The organism is uncultured Parvibaculum sp. (assembly GCF_963975745.1).
In the GTDB taxonomy this organism is placed as follows: Bacteria; Pseudomonadota; Alphaproteobacteria; order Parvibaculales; family Parvibaculaceae; genus Parvibaculum.
This window is the reverse complement of the sequence record NZ_CAXBIB010000005.1, coordinates 90021-108068: the sequence shown is the minus strand read 5'-3', so window position 1 is coordinate 108068 and position 18048 is coordinate 90021. Positions and strand designations below refer to the sequence as shown.

At 63.5% G+C, this 18048-nt stretch carries 22 protein-coding genes; 9 read left to right on the top strand and 13 right to left on the bottom strand.

Annotated features, from left to right (window positions below; genetic code table 11):
* Nucleotides 1-65: 65 nt before the first annotated feature.
* The 4 genes from dnaJ to AAC071_RS05780 all read left to right on the top strand — a co-directional run bounded on the left by dnaJ (nt 66) and on the right by AAC071_RS05780 (nt 3151).
* Nucleotides 66-1208, top strand: coding sequence for a molecular chaperone DnaJ (gene dnaJ / locus AAC071_RS05795; protein WP_339830838.1), 1143 nt, complete (start codon nt 66-68; stop codon nt 1206-1208).
* 86 nt (nt 1209-1294) lie between these two features.
* Nucleotides 1295-1633 (top strand): DMT family protein, encoded by a 339-nt coding sequence (locus AAC071_RS05790; RefSeq protein ID WP_339830837.1) that lies wholly within the window; start codon nt 1295-1297, stop codon nt 1631-1633.
* Between the two features lie 41 nt (nt 1634-1674).
* On the top strand, nt 1675-2487 hold the full coding sequence (gene dapB / locus AAC071_RS05785) for a 4-hydroxy-tetrahydrodipicolinate reductase (protein WP_339830835.1): 813 nt from the start codon (nt 1675-1677) through the stop codon (nt 2485-2487).
* Between the two features lie 31 nt (nt 2488-2518).
* The gene (locus AAC071_RS05780) at nt 2519-3151 is read left to right on the top strand and encodes a 2,3-bisphosphoglycerate-dependent phosphoglycerate mutase (RefSeq protein WP_339830833.1); all 633 of its coding nucleotides are present in this window, start codon (nt 2519-2521) and stop codon (nt 3149-3151) included.
* 7 nt (nt 3152-3158) lie between these two features.
* Here the strand turns inward: AAC071_RS05780 and AAC071_RS05775 are convergent, their stop codons facing one another.
* Complete coding sequence (locus AAC071_RS05775; RefSeq protein ID WP_339830832.1) at nt 3159-3683, bottom strand: DUF2244 domain-containing protein; 525 nt, start codon at nt 3681-3683, stop codon at nt 3159-3161.
* Between the two features lie 2 nt (nt 3684-3685).
* Between AAC071_RS05775 and nth the strand changes: the two genes are divergently transcribed.
* Nucleotides 3686-4405, top strand: coding sequence for an endonuclease III (nth, locus tag AAC071_RS05770; protein WP_339830831.1), 720 nt, complete (start codon nt 3686-3688; stop codon nt 4403-4405).
* A 3-nt stretch (nt 4406-4408) separates the two neighbouring features.
* Here the strand turns inward: nth and AAC071_RS05765 are convergent, their stop codons facing one another.
* Complete coding sequence (locus AAC071_RS05765) at nt 4409-4786, bottom strand: hypothetical protein (RefSeq protein WP_339830830.1); 378 nt, start codon at nt 4784-4786, stop codon at nt 4409-4411.
* A complete protein-coding gene (locus tag AAC071_RS05760) occupies nt 4783-5454 on the bottom strand; it encodes an EI24 domain-containing protein (protein ID WP_339830829.1) in 672 nt (223 codons plus the stop codon). Before AAC071_RS05760 ends, AAC071_RS05765 begins: the two co-directional genes overlap by 4 nt.
* A 221-nt stretch (nt 5455-5675) precedes the next feature.
* Here AAC071_RS05760 and AAC071_RS05755 point away from each other — a divergent pair, with 221 nt between their 5' ends.
* On the top strand, nt 5676-6671 hold the full coding sequence (locus tag AAC071_RS05755; RefSeq protein ID WP_339830828.1) for an adenosine kinase: 996 nt from the start codon (nt 5676-5678) through the stop codon (nt 6669-6671).
* Nucleotides 6672-6674: 3 nt separating this feature from the next.
* Here AAC071_RS05755 and coaA read toward each other — a convergent pair whose 3' ends face one another.
* The 9 genes from coaA to hisB all read right to left on the bottom strand — a co-directional run bounded on the left by coaA (nt 6675) and on the right by hisB (nt 14418).
* Nucleotides 6675-7637: a type I pantothenate kinase gene (coaA, locus tag AAC071_RS05750; RefSeq protein WP_339830826.1), complete on the bottom strand. Its 963-nt coding sequence runs from the start codon at nt 7635-7637 to the stop codon at nt 6675-6677.
* Nucleotides 7638-7679: 42 nt separating this feature from the next.
* The gene (locus tag AAC071_RS05745) at nt 7680-8009 is read right to left on the bottom strand and encodes a phosphoribosyl-ATP diphosphatase (protein ID WP_339830825.1); all 330 of its coding nucleotides are present in this window, start codon (nt 8007-8009) and stop codon (nt 7680-7682) included.
* 114 nt (nt 8010-8123) lie between these two features.
* The gene (locus tag AAC071_RS05740) at nt 8124-9218 is read right to left on the bottom strand and encodes a pentapeptide repeat-containing protein (protein ID WP_339830824.1); all 1095 of its coding nucleotides are present in this window, start codon (nt 9216-9218) and stop codon (nt 8124-8126) included.
* Between the two features lie 183 nt (nt 9219-9401).
* Entirely contained in the window at nt 9402-10943 is a 1542-nt protein-coding gene (locus AAC071_RS05735; RefSeq protein ID WP_339830823.1) for a CYTH and CHAD domain-containing protein, read from the bottom strand.
* A gap of 161 nt (nt 10944-11104) precedes the next feature.
* Nucleotides 11105-11863 (bottom strand): imidazole glycerol phosphate synthase subunit HisF, encoded by a 759-nt coding sequence (gene hisF, locus AAC071_RS05730; RefSeq protein WP_339830822.1) that lies wholly within the window; start codon nt 11861-11863, stop codon nt 11105-11107.
* Complete coding sequence (gene hisA / locus AAC071_RS05725; protein WP_339830820.1) at nt 11863-12594, bottom strand: 1-(5-phosphoribosyl)-5-[(5-phosphoribosylamino)methylideneamino]imidazole-4-carboxamide isomerase; 732 nt, start codon at nt 12592-12594, stop codon at nt 11863-11865. Before hisA ends, hisF begins: the two co-directional genes overlap by 1 nt.
* Nucleotides 12595-12604: 10 nt before the next feature.
* A complete protein-coding gene (gene hisH / locus AAC071_RS05720) occupies nt 12605-13255 on the bottom strand; it encodes an imidazole glycerol phosphate synthase subunit HisH (protein ID WP_339830819.1) in 651 nt (216 codons plus the stop codon).
* Between the two features lie 6 nt (nt 13256-13261).
* A complete protein-coding gene (locus tag AAC071_RS05715; RefSeq protein ID WP_339830818.1) occupies nt 13262-13738 on the bottom strand; it encodes a DUF2628 domain-containing protein in 477 nt (158 codons plus the stop codon).
* Nucleotides 13739-13806: 68 nt separating this feature from the next.
* Nucleotides 13807-14418, bottom strand: coding sequence for an imidazoleglycerol-phosphate dehydratase HisB (gene hisB / locus AAC071_RS05710; protein ID WP_339830816.1), 612 nt, complete (start codon nt 14416-14418; stop codon nt 13807-13809).
* A gap of 352 nt (nt 14419-14770) precedes the next feature.
* Between hisB and AAC071_RS05705 the strand changes: the two genes are divergently transcribed.
* Nucleotides 14771-15301, top strand: coding sequence for a pyridoxamine 5'-phosphate oxidase family protein (locus tag AAC071_RS05705; protein WP_339830814.1), 531 nt, complete (start codon nt 14771-14773; stop codon nt 15299-15301).
* 19 nt (nt 15302-15320) lie between these two features.
* Here the strand turns inward: AAC071_RS05705 and AAC071_RS05700 are convergent, their stop codons facing one another.
* Nucleotides 15321-15938, bottom strand: a complete 618-nt coding sequence (locus AAC071_RS05700; RefSeq protein WP_339830813.1) for a pyridoxamine 5'-phosphate oxidase family protein — start codon at nt 15936-15938, stop codon at nt 15321-15323.
* 182 nt (nt 15939-16120) lie between these two features.
* Between AAC071_RS05700 and hslV the strand changes: the two genes are divergently transcribed.
* Together hslV and hslU are read left to right on the top strand one after the other, a co-directional pair.
* Nucleotides 16121-16675, top strand: coding sequence for an ATP-dependent protease subunit HslV (hslV, locus tag AAC071_RS05695; protein ID WP_339830812.1), 555 nt, complete (start codon nt 16121-16123; stop codon nt 16673-16675).
* 59 nt (nt 16676-16734) lie between these two features.
* Entirely contained in the window at nt 16735-18042 is a 1308-nt protein-coding gene (hslU, locus tag AAC071_RS05690; protein ID WP_339830811.1) for an ATP-dependent protease ATPase subunit HslU, read from the top strand.
* Nucleotides 18043-18048 lie beyond the last annotated feature (6 nt).

Here is an 18048-nt window from a genome sequence, read left to right as displayed (position 1 = left end):
GATATGCCCGGCGGGTGCGCGCAAGCGCGTCCGCTGCGGCGTTACATTGTCTATGGTGACCTGCGATGTCGAAACGCGATTTCTACGACGTCCTGGGAGTCGGCCGCGATGCAAGCGCGGACGAATTGAAGAAGGCGTATCGTAATCTCGCCAAGAAGTATCACCCCGATCAGAATCAGGGCGACAAGGAGGCCGAGCAGCGCTTCAAGGAACTCAACGAAGCCTATGACGCGCTGAAGGACGATCAATCGCGTGCCGCCTATGACCAGTTCGGCCATGCCGCTTTCGATGGCGGCATGGGTGGGCGCGGCGGCGGGCGCGGCGGGTTTGGCGGCGGCGCCTCGATGTCGGACATCTTCGACGACCTCTTCGGCGAGTTCATGGGCGGAAGACGGGGCGGGCGCGGCGATGGCGGCCGCATGCGCGGACACGACCTTCGCTACAACATGGAAATCGACCTCGAAGAAGCCTTCGAGGGCAAGAAGGCGCAAATTCGCGTGCCGTCGTCGGTTGCCTGCGAGGCCTGCACCGGAACGGGCGCCGCACCCGGATCGAGCCCCATCACCTGCACGACCTGCCAGGGCCATGGCAAGGTGCGCGCCTCTCAGGGCTTTTTCACCATCGAGCGGACCTGTCCGACCTGCCACGGACGCGGACAGACCATCGACAAACCCTGTACGGCCTGTCATGGCCAGGGCCGCGTCGAAAAGGAGCGGACACTTTCGGTCAACATCCCGGCAGGCGTCGAAGACGGCACGCGCATCCGGCTGGCCGGCGAGGGCGAAGCCGGCATGCGGGGCGGACCGGCTGGCGATCTCTATATCTTTCTCTCGGTCCGGCCGCACCGGCTCTTCGAGCGCGACGGCGCGGATCTCTTCTGCCGGGTGCCGATCTCGATGGCAACGGCGGCCCTTGGCGGCGAAATAGAAGTGCCGACGCTGGGCGGCAAACGGGTCAAGGTGAAGGTGCCGGAGGGCGCGCAGACCGGCCGGCAATTCCGCCTCAAGGGCAAGGGGATGCCGGTCGTCAATTCGCGCGAGGCGGGCGATCTCTATATCCAGATCACGGTCGAGACGCCGGTTCATCTTACCAGGAAACAGAAGGAGTTGCTGCGGGAGTTCGAGACTTCGTCATCCGACAGCAACAGTCCGGAAAGCTCGGGCTTTTTCGCCAGGGTCAAGGAGTTCTGGGACGGATTCCAGAACTGACTGGATCGCGACGCAGCACTTTACGCTAGTCTGGGAGGGTCCCGCCGAAGCATCGGCGGGACCTTTTTCGACAGGCCTGCCCATAGATGCGAAACCATGTCCTGCCGGTGGCGCTGCTGATCGCCTCCAATCTCTTCATGACGGTGGCCTGGTACTGGCACCTCAAATACAAGCATCTGCCGATTGCGGCCGTCGTGCTGGTCAGCTGGGGCATCGCACTGATCGAGTATTCGCTCGCCGTTCCCGCCAACCGGATCGGATACGGTGTCTATACGGCGCATCAGCTCAAGACCCTTCAGGAAGTCATCACGCTGACGGTTTTCGTCGGTTTCTCGGCGTTCTATCTGGGGCAGGGGCCGACATGGAACACCGCGATCGGCTTTTCGCTGATCGCGCTGGGGGCTTATTTCGTCTTCCGGGGCTGAATAGGGGCTGCTATACCGCCCCAAACGCATGGAAGACCGACATGGCCGATGACATCAAGATTGCAGTGACGGGAGCGGGCGGCCGGATGGGCCGGACGCTGATCGGGCTCATCCATCAAACCGACGGGCTCGTGCTGACCGGCGGCATCGAGGCGGCGGGATCGGTCCATCTCGGCGCCGATCTGGGCACGCTTGCCGGGCTGGCACCGCTCGGCCTCGCGGCAACCGACGATGCCCTTGGCGTCGTCAAGGAGGCCGATGCGCTGATCGATTTTTCGGTACCGGCTGCGAGCGTCGAGCTGGCGGCGCTGGCCGCACAGGCGCGGATCGTTCATGTGATCGGCACAACCGGCTTTTCGGACGCCGATGAGGAACGGATCGCGGCGGCGGCGCGGCATGCGACCATCGTCAAGGCCGGCAATATGAGCCTCGGAGTCAATCTGCTGGCCGCCTTGGTCCGGCAGGCGGCCCGCGCACTCGATAGCGACTGGGATATCGAGATCGTCGAGATGCATCACCGTCACAAGGTCGATGCGCCGTCGGGCACAGCCCTGCTGCTCGGCGCGGCGGCCGCCGAGGGGCGCGGCATTGCGCTGAAGGAGAATTCCGAACGCGGGCGCGACGGACAGACCGGGGCGAGAAAGACGGGCGCCATCGGCTTTGCGAGTTTGCGCGGCGGTTCGGTCGTTGGCGACCATCAGGTGATCTTTGCCGGCGCACAGGAGCGCATCGTGCTTGGCCATGTGGCCGAGGACCGGGGTATCTTTGCGCGCGGCGCGCTGAAGGCGGCACAATGGGGGCAGGGCAAGGGGCCCGGCCTGTTCAGCATGGCCGACGTGCTGGGTATCGAATAATCTGTCTACGGATAAAACGCTGGAGTGAGCCTTGTCGAATCTGCTTGTGCTTGTCCGCCACGGACAAAGCGAATGGAACAAGAAGAACCTTTTTACCGGCTGGCGCGATCCTGGCCTGACCGAACAGGGCATTGCCGAGGCGCGCGAGGCGGGCCAGGCGATGAAGGCGCGCGGCCTCGTGTTCGATGTCGCCTTCACCTCGGCGCTCAGCCGCGCGCAGGAGACCAACCGGCTGATGCTCGAGGAGCTCGGCCAGACGGACATCGAGATCGTGAAGGATCAAGCGCTCAACGAGCGCGACTATGGCGATCTGTCGGGTCTCAACAAGGACGATGCGCGCCAGAAGTGGGGCGAGGAACAGGTGCATATCTGGCGCCGTTCCTACGACGTGCCGCCGCCCGGCGGCGAAAGCCTGAAGATGACCGCCGAGCGGGTGCTGCCCTATTACGAAAAGGAAATCCTGCCGCGCGTCCTCAAGGGCGAGCGCGTGCTTGTTGCGGCACATGGCAATTCGCTGCGGGCGCTGGTCATGCTGCTCGACAGGCTCAGCCAGGAAGAAGTGCTCGCGCTCAACATCGCGACCGGTGCGCCGATCGTCTATGAGCTCGACGACCGGGGAAATGTGCTGAAAAAGGAAATGCTGATCGAGCGCGAAGCGCATTGACCGGCCGTCAGGCCGGCCGCGCGGATTTGAGGCCGGCCAGCGCCGCTTCGAGCGCGCGGGCAAAATCGGCGCGCTCGGCTGGCGAGAGGAAGGATGCCACCTCCAGCCGCCGTCCGTGACTCAGCAAATGGAGATGGGTCGACTTGTCGGGGTTCTCCGTCAGCGAAAGGCGGACCCAATAGGGCTGGAAACTGAAGGCCCGGGCGCGCCCGCGTGCATCGACACGACGGATGCGCAATTCATCGTCCGACAATTGCACGGTTTCATGTGCCCGCGCGGCCCGGTAGTTGGCCCTGAACGCCAACCAGACCAGTGCGACCTCAAGACCGCAAAAGCCGAGAACCGGCCAGGCGCCCTTGGCCATGAAAAATGCGCCAGCGGTGAAATTGACCGCCGCAACGACCCCCATGACGATGAAGAAACCCCGGCGCGAAAGCGAACGATGCGGCGTCAGCAACGCATCGAAATGAAGCGGCGCGGACAGCGGCACCGCGTTCATGGCGGCGGCAGGGAAGGCGGCCAAGGCAGTCATGTGTGAAAGCTAGTGCAGGGCGGGCGCATGGGCAATGCGGCCTTGCAGCGCGGCGGCGTTATGGCAAAGTCTCTGCCATGCCAATGAAAAAACCCGAGATCGAAGAATTCTTCCGCCGCCTTTCGGCCAACCTCCCGGCACCCGAGACCGAGCTGAAATACAGCAACACCTATACGCTGCTGGTCGCGGTCGTGCTGTCGGCGCAGGCCACCGATGTCGGCGTCAACAAGGCCACCGAGAAACTCTTCAAGATCGCCGACAGTCCGCAGAAGATGCTGAAGCTCGGCGAGGCCGGCCTTGTCAGCCATATCAAGACGATCGGCCTCTATCGCAACAAGGCCAGGAACGTCATCGCGTTGTCGCGCCTGCTGATCGATCGACATGGCGGCGCGGTGCCGCGCGACCGCGCGGCGTTGCAGGCCCTGCCCGGCGTCGGCCGCAAGACGGCCAATGTGGTGCTCAATGTCGCCTTCGGCGAACCCACCATTGCCGTCGACACGCATATCTTCCGCGTTGCCAACCGGACCGGACTTGCGCCCGGCAAGGATGTGCTGGCGGTCGAACTGAAGCTCGAAAAGGTCGTGCCGGCCAAATATCGCCTGCATGCGCATCATTGGCTGATCCTGCATGGGCGCTATGTCTGCAAGGCGCGCAAGCCCGACTGTCCGGCCTGCAAGCTGGCCGATCTCTGCCAGTTCAAGGCCAAGACGACGCTGGCCTGAGCTTCAGGACACCGGCATGTTGCGGCGTGCCATCACCGATGACAGGCAGGCGGTCTTGTCGGCCGCGCCGCCCTCGAGCCTGCGCGCATCGACATGGCGTGCCGCGAGCACGCCGGAGGCGGTCTTGTAGAAATAGACGAAGAGACTGCAATCGCTGCCGGCATATTGCCAGACCTCGGCATCCGGTTCGCTGCGACGGAAATCGGGCGCGCCCAGACGCGCCGAAATGGCGGCAGGTGCCGCACCTGCAAGGCTCGCCGGGGTCAGCGCGCCGGCGCCAAGCGATGCCATCGCGCCGCCGCGCGCGTCGATGCCGCTACCCGGCGCCGTTTCGCAAGCGGCGAGGATCAAGGGCAGCAACAGAACCAGACGACGCTTCATGCAAAACTCTCCGGGGCGGCAAGCTTCTTGTAGGTATGGACCATCAGGATGGCGCCGAAAAGGGGCGCAAAGAGATTGAGGACCGGTACGGTCGCAAAGAGCGCCACAAGTACGCCGGCAGCCAGGACCCGGCCGCGGTGGCGGCGGCGGAGGGCCGTCGCATCTTTCGGCGCCCGATGGCGCAACGCCACCAGCTCGAAATATTCGCGGCCGAGGAGATAGCCGTTGACGGCCCAGAACAGAAAAACATTCACGATCGGGATCAGATAGAAGGGCAACACCAGCAGATTGACCGCAATCAGTACGGCCGTGAAGCGGATGGCAACGGCCACCGATTGCCAGAATGGCTGGTCCTGCCCCGGCGGATCGGAAGGATAAGACGTTTCCTCGACGCGCGCCGCGACGTTTTCGAGAAACAGGCCGGCGACCAGCGAAACGACCGGGTGAACCAGCGGGATCAACACGATGACGGCCAGGAAGCGCACTGCGTAGGCGAGGACGGTGTCGATCCAGCCAATGCCGAATTCGGGCAGCGCGGCGAGCGCCCATTGCAGGCCGGCGCCAAACAGCACCAGCAGGACCAGTGTCAGACCCAGGGACAGCCACATCACGCGGCGCAAGGGAGCGGAAAAGGTTTCGCGCAGGGCGCGCAGGGCGTCGGACAACATCCAGCATATCCTCGTCTGTTGCCGGTCGAAGCTGAAATGAAGAAAGGGCCGGCAGATGACAGAATGCCCGGCATGCGCCGCATGGTCGAGACATCATGTCGCATCCGAGAGGCGGCGAGCGCCCGATCTGATGCGGAAAGCCCCGTTTTTTGGACTTATGGAGCCGGTTGCCTATACTCCGGCCCGAACCCCTCCCCGAACTTCAATTGAATCCGAGGACCATGACCGATCTCAAATATGACGTTGCCGGCATCGGCAATGCGCTGGTGGATGTTATCGCCGACGCCGACGACAAATTCCTGATCGCCAACGACATCGAAAAAGGCTCGATGACGCTGATCGACGACAAGCGCGCCGACGAACTCTACGCACATATGGGCCAGGCGGTCGAAATGTCAGGCGGCTCCTGCGCCAACACGATCGCGGGGCTTGCCTCGCTGGGCGGCAAGGGTGCCTTTTTCGGCAAGGTGCGGAAGGACCAGCTCGGCGACGTCTTCATGCATGACATCAAGGCGCTCGGCGCCGATTTTCCGGCGAAGCCTGCAACATCCGGCGCGCCGACCGGGCGCTGCCTCATTCTGGTAACGCCGGACGCGCAGCGCAGCATGAACACCTTTCTGGGCGCTGCGCAGAAGCTCGGCCCGGACGACATCGACGAAGAAACGATCCGCGCTGCCGCCATCACCTACATGGAAGGCTATCTGTGGGACGAGCCCGGCGCCAAGCAGGCCTTTCTCAAGGCCGCGAAGATCGCGCATCAGGCCGGACGTCTGGTTTCGCTGACGCTGTCCGACAGTTTCTGCGTCAATCGCTACCGCGACGAATTCCGCCGTCTGGCAAAGGACGAAGTCGATCTGCTATTCGCCAACGAAGCAGAAATCCTGGCGCTTTATGAAACCGACGTCTTCGACGAGGCGCTTCAGAAAGTGCGGGCCGACTGCAAGTTCGCGGCGCTGACGCGCTCGGAAGCAGGCGCGGTCATCGTCGCCGATGGCGAGGTGCATGTGGTCGATGCCGACAAGGTTGCGAAGGTTGTCGATACGACGGGTGCGGGCGATCTCTTTGCGGCGGGATTTCTGTTCGGCCTGACCCGGGGGCGCGACCCGGTTACCTGTGGGCGGCTCGGCGCGATGGCGGCGGCCGAGGTGATCTCGCATTACGGACCCAGGCCGCAAGTCTCGCTGGCAAAGCTGGCGCAGACAAAAGGGCTGCTCTGAACGTCAGATCTTCCTGAGATACACGTCGCGAATGCGGTGGTCATCGCCCTTGCGCAGGATCAGGTCGGCACGCTGGCGCGTCGGCAGGACGTTGCGGTGGAGGTTGGCGAGGTTGATCGAGGTCCAGATCGCATCTGCCGTTTCGATCGCTTCGGCTTCGCTCAGCTTCGAATAGCGGTGGAAATAAGCGGCCGGGTCCTTGAATGAGGTGCGGCGCAAGCTCAGGAAACGCTCGATATACCAGCGCCGGATCGCTTCCTCGTCGGCGTCGAGATAGATCGAGAAGTCGAAGAAATCCGAAACGAAGGGTTGCGGGTCGTCGCCATCGGCAGGCTTCCAGGGCTGCAGCACGTTCAGGCCTTCGACGACAAGAATGTCGGGCTGGTCGACCATGACCGTTTCGCCCGCGAGAATGTCATAGGTGAAATGCGAATAGACCGGTGCTTCGACACGGCGTGAGCCGGCCTTCACATCGGAGAGGAAACGCAGCAGGCGCTTGATGTCGAAGCTTTCGGGGAAGCCCTTGCGCTGCATCAGGCCGCGTTCCTCGAGCACCTTGTTCGGATAGAGAAATCCGTCCGTCGTGATGAGGTCAACCTTCGGATGATTGGGCCAGCGCGCCAGCAAGGTGCGCAGAATGCGCGCCGTGGTCGACTTGCCGACCGCCACCGAGCCGGCCACACCGACGATATAGGGAACCTTGTCCTGCTCGCGGCCCAGAAAATCCGAGGTGACGCGATAGAGTTCCTGCATCTCGCCGACATAGAGATTGAGCAGGCGCGACAGCGGCAGAAAGATTTCCGACACCTCATCCAGTGAAATGCGCTCGCCGAAGCCGCGCAACTCCTCCAGTTCCGCTTCCGAAAGCGGCAAGGGCGTATCCTTGCGCAGACGGCCCCAGTCCTCCGAGGTGAAATGCCGAAAAGGCGACAGAAGCACCTTGTCGTCGGGGTCGCTCAGAGGCATGGGCCGGTTTCCACTGCGGTGGTCATGATGTCGGATCCCGTCTCAGTTCGAGCTTCGGGCAGCTTTTTCATCGAGACCGGAGCGCCCTTCGCGGCGCGCCAGTTCGGCATAGACATCGGCAGGATCGATCTCGAGGGCGGCCAGCAGCACCAGCCAGTGATAGAGCAGGTCGGCGCTTTCTGCGATGGTTGCCCCGGCATCGCCACGCGTAGCGGCGATCACCGTTTCGACCGCTTCCTCGCCAAGCTTCTGGGCGCAAAGCGGCGTGCCGCCAGCGAGCAGCCTGGCCGTGTAGGATGCCGCCGCATCCGTGCCCTTGCGGGCCGCAATCGTCGCGAACAATTGATCGAGCTGGCTGGCGTCGGCGGCCATGCGTGGCGGCTCCGGAAGCGTTGACATATCCGGCGGATGCCCGAAATGGCGCCGCACGGCGGCTTTGCGTAGCAGATTTGGGGCCGGGAAGCCAGCGGCGGCGCTGAAGGCCCGTCAGACCCGCGTCGAGAGGCTGGTGCCCGACAGTTCGCCGGTTTTTGCCCCATCCTGCGTTGCCTCCTTCAGATCGGCGCCCCGGAGATCGGCGCCCCGGAGATCGGCACCCAGAAGATTGGCCCGCAACAGGATCGCATTGGTGAAATCTGCGGCCGCGAGAAAGGCATTCTCAAAATTGACGTCGGCAAGGATCGTCTCGCGAAACACGGCGCCGGCCAGCACCGCACGCGAAAAATCGGTCCGCGACAGGTCCATGCGGGCGAAATCGGCGCGATGGCCCTTTTGTTGCCCGGTCTGAATCCAGAGCATGTGGTCGGCCAGAATCTTCGCCATGCGCTCCGGCCCGGGCGCTGTGCGCGGCTTCACGGCGCGCATCAGATCGCCGCGCGCCGAGGTCGCCTCATCCATGATGGCACGGCGAAAATCGGCATCGGCCAGATTGGCGCCCGACAGTTCGACGCCGCGCAGTTCGGCGCCAGCGAAGCTCGCCCCCCGCAGATCGGCACCCTGCAGGCTGGCGCCCGACATCGCCGCGCCTTCGAAATCGGCGTCCAGCAGTTTGCATTCGGCCATATTGGTGCCGAACATGCGCGCGCCGCGAAAGCTCGAATTCTCCTTGCCGACAGGCGCCGAAGCGCCGGTGCGAATGACCGCACCGCGGCGCAGATCGGCGCCGTCGAGGCGGGCGCCTTCAAGCTCGGCATTCTCGAATTGCGCCCCACGCAGATCGGCGCGGGTGAAATTCGTGCGCGTCAGATTGGCGCGATCGAACTGGGCACTGAAAAGATTGGCACCCGCAAACCGCGAGTCCTCGAGATTGGCACCGCTGAAATCACACCCGATGAAATGACCATGCGAGAAATTGAGATTGCGGAAGTCGAGACCTGACAGGTCGCACTCCTTCATGACGATGCACCAGCCATTGGGCACACCCCTCAAATACCGCTCATGAAGATCGTGAAGGCGCTTCAGCGCTTCCTGACTGATGCGGCGCCCGACAATGGCGTGCGGTTCGCCGGCCGATTTGCGCTCGGGCGCGGGCTCCAGCTCGATCGCAACCATTCGCGGTGCGGTACCTGAACTCTCGGACATTGACAGAAGACCCTAACGCACACTTTGCCGCGCAAAAGCGCGGTCACCAACCCGAAGCGCAAGCCTAGGTCGCAGCCTTTCACATTTGCTTAACAGGGGCACCCATGTCTGGTGCGATGGCGCCAGACAGATGTTCGCGCTCGAACGTCCCAACTTGAGACGCCATATGTACAGCCTGCGAGATCAGTCGCGCCAGAAGGGCTCGGCCTCGCGGAAGCGCCGCCACAGCCGGAGGGCGCCCTTCCAGTCCGCGGCGGCGCGCTTTTCGGACCATGCGAAAATGCGGGTTGCCGCACCGGCCGATCCCTCGTCGTTCGGCAGGGCGGCCAGCGGCCCGTCGAGGATCGCATGTGCGGTCGCCACATCGTTCAGGCCGCCGAATACGTCCTGAAGCTGCGAAAGATGCCTGATATAGGGTTTCGCCTTCCCGGCCTCGAAAAGAGACGAGAGAAAATGCAGGCCGTAGCGGAACTTTTTCAGACGCTTGCGTAGTTCATGGCGATCTTCGAGATCGAGCGTTTCGATGTCACGGCCAAGCTTGACGACGCTGGCGAGGCGGCGGTCGAGCGCCTCGACGGCGAAGTCACGCGCAAGCCGCGGCGCCTTGCGTTTGAGGCGCCAGCCGCGGCTGGCAAGAAACAATCCATATTCGAGGAGAAAGCGCGTATAGCGCCGCGACCCGAGTGCGGCCAGTGCCCGGTCCCAGGCCTCGTTCCGCGCCGCTGTCGCCCGCGCATGAAGACGCGACAGGGCCGCGTCGCGTGGCGTCACGGGCGCGACGATCTCCTCGACAAAGACATCGAAATCGCGCGCAGGCCCCAGTTCATTCGCCAGCCATTTCGCTTCCCCGGCAAGACGGTCGGCCATGCCGCCGCCGATCGCGGGGCGGAAAATCGCCAGAGCCGAACGCGCGCGCCGCAACGCCACCCGCATCTGATGCAGCGCCTCGGGAAGACGTGCTTCGACTGTGGCGGCTTCATTGGACGTCAGATGCACGAGGCAGTGACGCAATATGGTCGCGTAGGCGTCTTCCAGCGTCGTATCCGGCGCCAGCGCAAGCGTTTCCGCCTTGATCGCTGCCGGAACGCGCGGCCGCAGAAGCGCAAAGCCGCGTTCGGACTTGCTTTCGAAGCCGACGCGCAGATTTGCGATATCGCTGAGATCAAGCGCAAGCCGGTAGAGGCTTTCAGGCGATCCTTCCTTGAGTTCCAGTTCGATTTCGCTGACCGGAATCTCGCGTGCAGCGCCGGCGCGCAAGGCGCCCTTGTCGAGCGCCAGCTCGATGACATCGCCATCGGGCGTTTCGAGGCAATGAACGGTGCGGCGGATGTCGCTGACGAGGCGTGGTGAAATGGGGCTGCCGTTTGCGAGTTTCTGGATGCGCGACTTGAGGCCAGCCGGCAGCTTGTTGAGATCGGGTCCCTCGGCGCCGCGGGGCAAGCGCGCTTCGTATTCGCCAGTGTCGCGCGCCAGGGCGCCCGTCTTGTCGCCCGACAGGCCGCTGTCGGTCTTCAGCGTCTGCAGGCATGTGCGGCCCGATCGGCGCAGACGCAAGGCGAAACCATGATCGCCCAGCACCAGATCGTCGGTATCGAAATAGACCGAGTGCAGATGCCTGCCGCTGGCGCGACCGCGCTTCAGCCGCGCAATGGCCGGAGCGTGCCGTACCCGCTCCAGCTCGGCCGGCGTACAGACAAGTTTCAACTCGATTTCGCGGTCAGACATTCCGGGTCCGTTTCGCGCCATTCGCGGGGGGATCAAAGGGCCTCACTCGCAACCGGAGCGGGGCCATTCTGCCGGGCCGCCCCGTTGCGCGCAATCGCAACCGGATGGATGCGGCAAAACCTCACAGTCCGTAGCGTTTCCGGCGATTGGAACTACCAGCCCTAGCGTCTGATCGGCACGCCCGCCGCCGCCATATGCGCCTTGGCCTCGCCGATCGTGTATTCGCCGAAGTGGAAGATCGAGGCGGCGAGCACGGCGCTCGCATGTCCGTCGCGAATGCCCTCGACCAGATGGTCGAGATTGCCGACCCCGCCCGAGGCGATGACGGGCACCGGGACGGCGTCGGAGACCGCGCGTGTCAGCGCAATGTCGAAGCCCGACTTCGCGCCATCGCGATCCATCGAGGTCAGCAGGATTTCGCCGGCACCCAGCGCGGTGACCTTCACGGCATATTCGACCGCATCGATGCCGGTCGGCTTGCGCCCGCCATGCGTGAATATCTCCCATTTGCCGGGCGCGGTCTGCTTGGCGTCGATGGCGACGACGATGCATTGATTGCCGAATTTCTCGGACGCGGCGCGCACGAAATCCGGATCGAAGACGGCGGCCGTGTTGATCGAGACCTTGTCTGCACCGGCCAGCAGCAATTCGCGCACATCGGAGATCGCGCGCACCCCGCCGCCAACCGTCAGCGGCATGAAGCATTGCTCGGCGGTACGGCGCACCACGTCGAAAATGATCGCACGTTCCTCGTGGCTGGCCGTGATGTCGAGAAAGCAGAGTTCGTCGGCGCCGGCGGCATCATAGGCGCGCGCCGCTTCGACCGGATCGCCGGCGTCGCGCAGATCGACGAAGTTGACGCCCTTGACGACACGACCGTCCTTGACGTCGAGACAGGGAATGACGCGCGCTTTCAGCATCAGACGCGATCCTTCAGCAGCGCCAGCACTTCCTTCGGGTCGAGGCGGCCGTCATAGAGTGCGCGGCCCGAAATCGCCCCTTCGATATTGTCCGTGTCGGCGGCCAGAAGTTTCTTCACGTCGTCGATCGAGGAAAGGCCGCCCGACGCAATGACCGGAATCGAAATCGCGTTGGCGAGCGCCACCGTCGCCTCGATGTTCAAGCCCTCCAACGCGCCGTCGCGGTCGATATCGGTGTAGATGATGGCGGCGACGCCCACATCCTCGAAGCGCCGCGCCATGTCGAGTACGGTCAGATCGGAAACGTCAGCCCAGCCCTCGGTAGCGACGTAGCCGCCCCTGGCATCGAGGCCGACCGCAATGCGGCCGGGAAATCTCCTGCAGGCCTCGATCACCAGCGCCGGGTTCTTGACCGCCGACGTGCCGATGATGACGCGGGCGATGCCCTTGGCAAGCCACATTTCGATGGTCGCCAGATCGCGGATGCCGCCACCGAGCTGCGCCGGCATCGAGATCGCGGCAAGAATGCGCTCGACCGCCGCGGCGTTGACCGGCGTGCCGGCAAAGGCCCCGTTGAGATCGACGATGTGCAGATATTCGAAACCTGCCGCCTCGAAGGCGCGCGCCTGCGCGGCCGGATCGTCATTGAAGACGGTCGCCTTGTCCATCAACCCGTGGACCAGACGCACGCATTGCCCGTCTTTCAGATCGATCGCGGGAAAGAGGATCATTTCACTACCTTCAGGGACGCCATTTCAGGAAGTTGCCGATCAGCGCCAGACCGAGCGCCTGGCTTTTCTCGGGATGAAACTGCGCGCCGACCATATTGTCCTTCGCAACCATCGCCGTCACCGGCCCGCCGTAATCGGTGCGAGCCAGCATGTCGAGTTCGGAGACCGTGGCGAGAAAATAGGAATGGACGAAATAGGCATGCAGCCCATTCTCGCCGGTTTCGATATCGTCGAGCAGCCGGTGCGGTTTCGCCTGCGTCAACGTGTTCCAACCCATGTGCGGAATCTTCAGCGTCCGGTCGTCGGGGCGGATCATCACGACATCGCCTTCGATCCAGCCAAGACCTTCATGAATCCCATGCTCGATGCCGCGCGTCGCCATCAGTTGCATGCCGACGCAAATGCCGAAAAAGGGCTTCGCGTCGCGGTGCACCGCATCGGTCAGCGCCTCGACCATGCCGTTGACCGCCTGAAGCCCGGCGCGGCAGTCGCCGAAGGCCCCGACGCCGGGCAGCACGATGCGGTCGGCATCGCGCAGGGCGTCCGGATCGCTCGTCACCAGCACATCGGCGGCAATGGCATTGTCACGCGCCGCGCGTTCGAAGGCTTTCGCCGCCGAACGAAGATTGCCCGAGCCGTAATCGATGATCGCGATCTTCACCGGCGCCTAGCTCCCCGCTTTCGGAAAGAGACCGACAACGTCATCGGGCGTCGCTTCGGCGCGGCGCGGCCAGACCGGCCCGGGCGCCGCCACGCGGTCGAGGTGAAGAGGCCCCTCCCATTTGGCAAAGAAGGCCCGCTCGGCCTCTTCGAGATTGCCGCCCCCCGCCAGACCGACCATGCGATAGCGGTTCCGCTCCAGCGTCCAGCGGCGGATGTCGTTGGCCTCGAAGCCGAGCATCAGCTGCAGGACCAGCGAACAGACGGCAGCCGCTTCGGCCCCGAAAAGGTTCTGCGCGACCAGCGACACGGCAACGACCAGCAAGATCCAGAGCGCCAGCGCAATCCAGAGCCGGTGCCAGAGCAACCAGATCCATGAAAATGCAAAAGCCGGGAATGAGAAGCCTTCCTTGACCAGCACGATGCCTGCGCCGTCGAGCGGGGCGCCGGGAAGCTGGTGAACCGTATAGATGCGCATCGACATGAGGCCCGCTCGCAGCGGCGTTGCGTTCGGGCTCTATCTAGGCCAGACGGCGGCAAAAGGCCAGCGGCTCAGCTTCCCAGCACGCCCTTGGTCGAGGGGATGCGGGTCGCGGCGCGCGGATCGATCTCGATCGCCTCGCGCAGCGCCCGGGCCAGACCCTTGAAGCAGCTTTCGACGATGTGGTGATTGTTCTCGCCATAGATGTTTTCGATATGCAGCGTGATGCCGGCGTTCTGCGCGAAGGCCTGAAACCACTCCTTGAACAGCTCGGTATCCATATCGCCGAGCTTGGGCCTGGTGAAATCGACCTTCCAGACCAGATAGGGGCGCTGCGAGACATCGATCGAGACGCGGGTGCAGGTCTCGTCCATCGGGATGATGGCGGTTGCATAGCGGCGGATGCCCTTGAAATCGCCCAGAGCCTTTCGCACGGCTTCGCCGATCACGATGCCGGTGTCCTCGGTCGTGTGGTGGAAATCGATATGCAGATCGCCCTTGGCGCGCAGCTTCAGGTCGATCAGCGAATGACGCGACAGCTGCTCGAGCATGTGGTCGAGAAAACCGATGCCGGTCTCGACGTCATAATCGCCATTGCCATCGAGGTCGATCTCGACCGCGATCGAGGTCTCCTTGGTCTGGCGTTCGAGCCTGGCGGTGCGGGGCTTGCGGGTTTCGGACATCATAAGGTTCCGGCGGCGTGACTTTCAGCGGGCTTTTAGCAGGTGGCGCGGAAACCGGCCAGTGCCAAGCGGTCCGATTGCGCACCACCCAGGTTAAAGTGGCAATTCAATTTGAATCACAATGACTTAAAAGACGTTAACCAATTTACTTGGGCTTGTCTCAGATATTACTTTAAGAAATTCGATTTTTCCATGCGATATGAACGATAAGCTGTTGATTCAAATTGTAGCTGTTCATTTTTCCTAGTATTCGTCCAAGAGCTTGTCACAACATCTTGTTGGGCCGCGCCGCTGGTATCTATCCCGTCGACAACCATATGGGTGTTTACGCAATCCGATCGAGGACCCCCTGATGGCCTGGCAGACCCGCCTTACGCCCGAGCTCGCCCGTTTCGTCGCCGAGCAGGACCATTTCTATCTCGGCACCGCCAATGCGGCCGGAAGGCCCTATATCCAGCATCGCGGCGGTCCGAAGGGCTTTCTGAAGGTTCTGGGCGAAAACCGTCTCGGCTTTGCCGATTTCGCCGGCAATCAGCAGTTCGTCACGCTCGGACATCTGGCCGAGAACCCGCAGGCCTTCCTGTTTCTGATCGACTATCCGGCCCGGCGGCGCGTCAAGATCAGAGGGCAGGCCAGGGCTGTCGCCGACGATCCGGCGCTGGCCCGCTCGCTGGCCGATCCCGCCTATCCCGGCCGGGTCGAGCGGGCCATCCTGATCGATATCGACGAATGGGACGCCAACTGCCCGAGCCATATCCTGCCGCGCTGGGACGCCGCAGCCCTGACGCCAGCCTTCGAGCGTCTGGAGGCCCGCATCCGGGCGCTCGAGACCCAGGTCCGCGCGCTTGGCGGCGATCCGGGCGCATTCGACATGCCGGCCTGAGGCGCCCCCGGCCGGCCGGTCAATAGAGGTTCTTCTTCGCGTCGTCTTCCAGTGCCGTATCGATCAGCGCCGGCGCGACATCGAGCTTCATCTGGTCACGCAGCATCTCGCCGAAGCTTGGCAGGGCGTCGCGCGGTACATGATTTTCCGGATTCCAGAGATCCGAACGCTTCAGCGCCTTGGTGCAATGGAGATAGACCTCCCTGACCTCGACCAGCAGCACCGAGCGCGGCGGCTTGCCCTCAAGGGTGAAGCGGGCCATCAGATCGGGCGCCAGCGAGGTTGCGGCAAAGCCGTTGACGCGGAGCATCTCCTCGAAACCCGGCAGGAAGAAGAGAAGCCCGACCGCCGGCGCATGGGCGATATTGGTCAGCGTATCGAGGCGGTTGTTGCCCGGCCGGTCGGGCAGCGCGAGCCGCCGGTCATCGAGGACATGAACAAAGCCAGGTTCGCCGCCCCGGGGCGACACATCGGCCAGGCCGTCGGGTCGACTCGAACCGATGCAGAGAAAGGGCGAAAGTTCGATGAAACGGCGGCAATGCCGGTCGATGAAATCGAGCTGCTTGCCCAGCGCGCCGCCCGAGGGCTTCGGATAGACCTCACGCAGCGCTTCTTCCGATGTCAGGCGTGCGGGCATGGTATCTCTCCTCGGCCGGTAATTTGCGAGACATTATCACCCGCATTTCCGCCACTCCAGCCGTGTGACACTGCCATTTCGGCCAGGCCCCGGACGCGGCGCGGACTTGACCCTGTGGCGCAGAGCGGCCACATGGTAGCGGCAACCGCCGGCTCCCACGCAAATCCGACAGGAAAGACATGATGGCCCCGCACGATCCGATCAACTGGCACGGCACGACGATCCTGTCCGTGCGCAAGGACGGCCGGGTGGCGATTGCCGGCGATGGACAGGTGTCGATGGGCGACACGATCATGAAGGGTAATGCGCGCAAGGTGCGGCCGCTCGGCAAGGGCGATGTCATTGCCGGCTTTGCCGGCGCGACCGCCGATGCGATGACGCTGTTCGAACGGCTGGAGGCCAAGATCGAGCAATATCCGGGTCAGCTGATGCGGGCCTGTGTCGAGCTTGCAAAGGACTGGCGCACCGACAAGTATCTCCGCCGCCTCGAAGCGCTGATGATCGTCGCCGACGCGCAGGTCACGCTGGTGCTGACAGGCAATGGCGACGTGCTCGAGCCCGAGGGTGGCGTTGTCGGCATCGGGTCGGGCGGCAATTACGCGCTGGCCGCCGCGCGCGCCCTTGCCGACATGGATCTCGATGCCGAGGCGATCGTCCGCAAGGCGATGGGTATTGCCGCCGATATCTGCGTCTACACCAATAACAAGCTGACCGTCGAAACGCTCGATGCCGCCTGATCGGCGCCTCGCCGGGTTGCGATCCTCACCTTCTTCCTTCCGGAGTTTTCCTTTTTCCGATGACCAGTTTTTCCCCGCGTGAAATTGTTTCCGAGCTCGATCGCTATATCGTCGGCCAGCGCGACGCCAAGCGCGCGGTCGCCATCGCGCTCCGCAATCGCTGGCGTCGGCAGCAACTTCCGGAGGATTTGCGCGAGGAAGTCCTGCCGAAGAACATCCTGATGATCGGGCCGACCGGTGTGGGCAAGACCGAGATCTCGCGGCGCCTGGCGCGGCTGGCCGAGGCGCCCTTCATCAAGGTCGAGGCGACAAAGTTCACCGAAGTCGGCTATGTCGGCCGCGATGTCGAACAGATCATTCGCGATCTCGTCGAGATTGCGCTGGGCATGACGCGGACGAGGAAGCGCAAGGATGTCGAAGCAAAGGCGCATCTCGCGGCCGAGGCCCGCGTGCTCGAGGCGCTGGTCGGTGCCGGCGCAGGCGAAGCGACCCGCGAGAGCTTCCGGCGCAAGCTCCGGTCCGGCGAACTCGACGACAAGGAGATCGAAGTCGAGGTGACCGACAGCGGCGGCGGGATGCCGACTTTCGATATTCCGGGCATGCCGGGCAGCCAGATGGGCATGATCAATCTCGGCGACATCATGGGAAAGGCCTTTGGCGGCCGGACAAAGACGCGGCGCATGAACGTCCGCGACAGCTACGAGGTGCTGATCGCCGAGGAAAGCGACAAGCTGCTCGACCAGGAACAGCTGACGCAGGAGGCCATCCTTTCGGTCGAACAGAACGGCATCGTCTTTCTCGACGAGGTCGACAAGATCTGTGCCCGGGCCGAACGGCAGGGCGGCGATGTCAGCCGCGAGGGCGTGCAGCGCGATCTTCTGCCGCTGATCGAGGGCACGACGGTTTCGACCAAGCATGGCGCGGTCAAGACCGACCATATTCTTTTCATCGCGTCCGGCGCCTTCCATATAGCCAAGCCGTCGGACCTGTTGCCGGAACTGCAGGGCCGGCTGCCGATCCGGGTCGAACTCAAGGCGCTCGGCAAGGACGAGTTGCGCCGCGTGCTGACCGAACCCGAAGCGAGCCTGATCAAGCAATATGTCGCGCTGATGGAGACCGAAGGCGTCACGCTGGCCTTCACCGATGACGGGATCGACGCGATTGCCGATATCGCCGCATCGGTCAATGCGACGGTCGAGAATATCGGCGCACGCCGCCTGCACACGGTCATGGAACGGGTGCTCGACGAGATCAGCTTCGGCGCCACCGACCGTACCGGCGAGACGGTCACGGTCGATGCGCCCTATGTGCAGAAGCATATCGGCGATCTGTCGAAGAATGCCGACCTGTCGAAGTTCATTCTCTGAGCACGA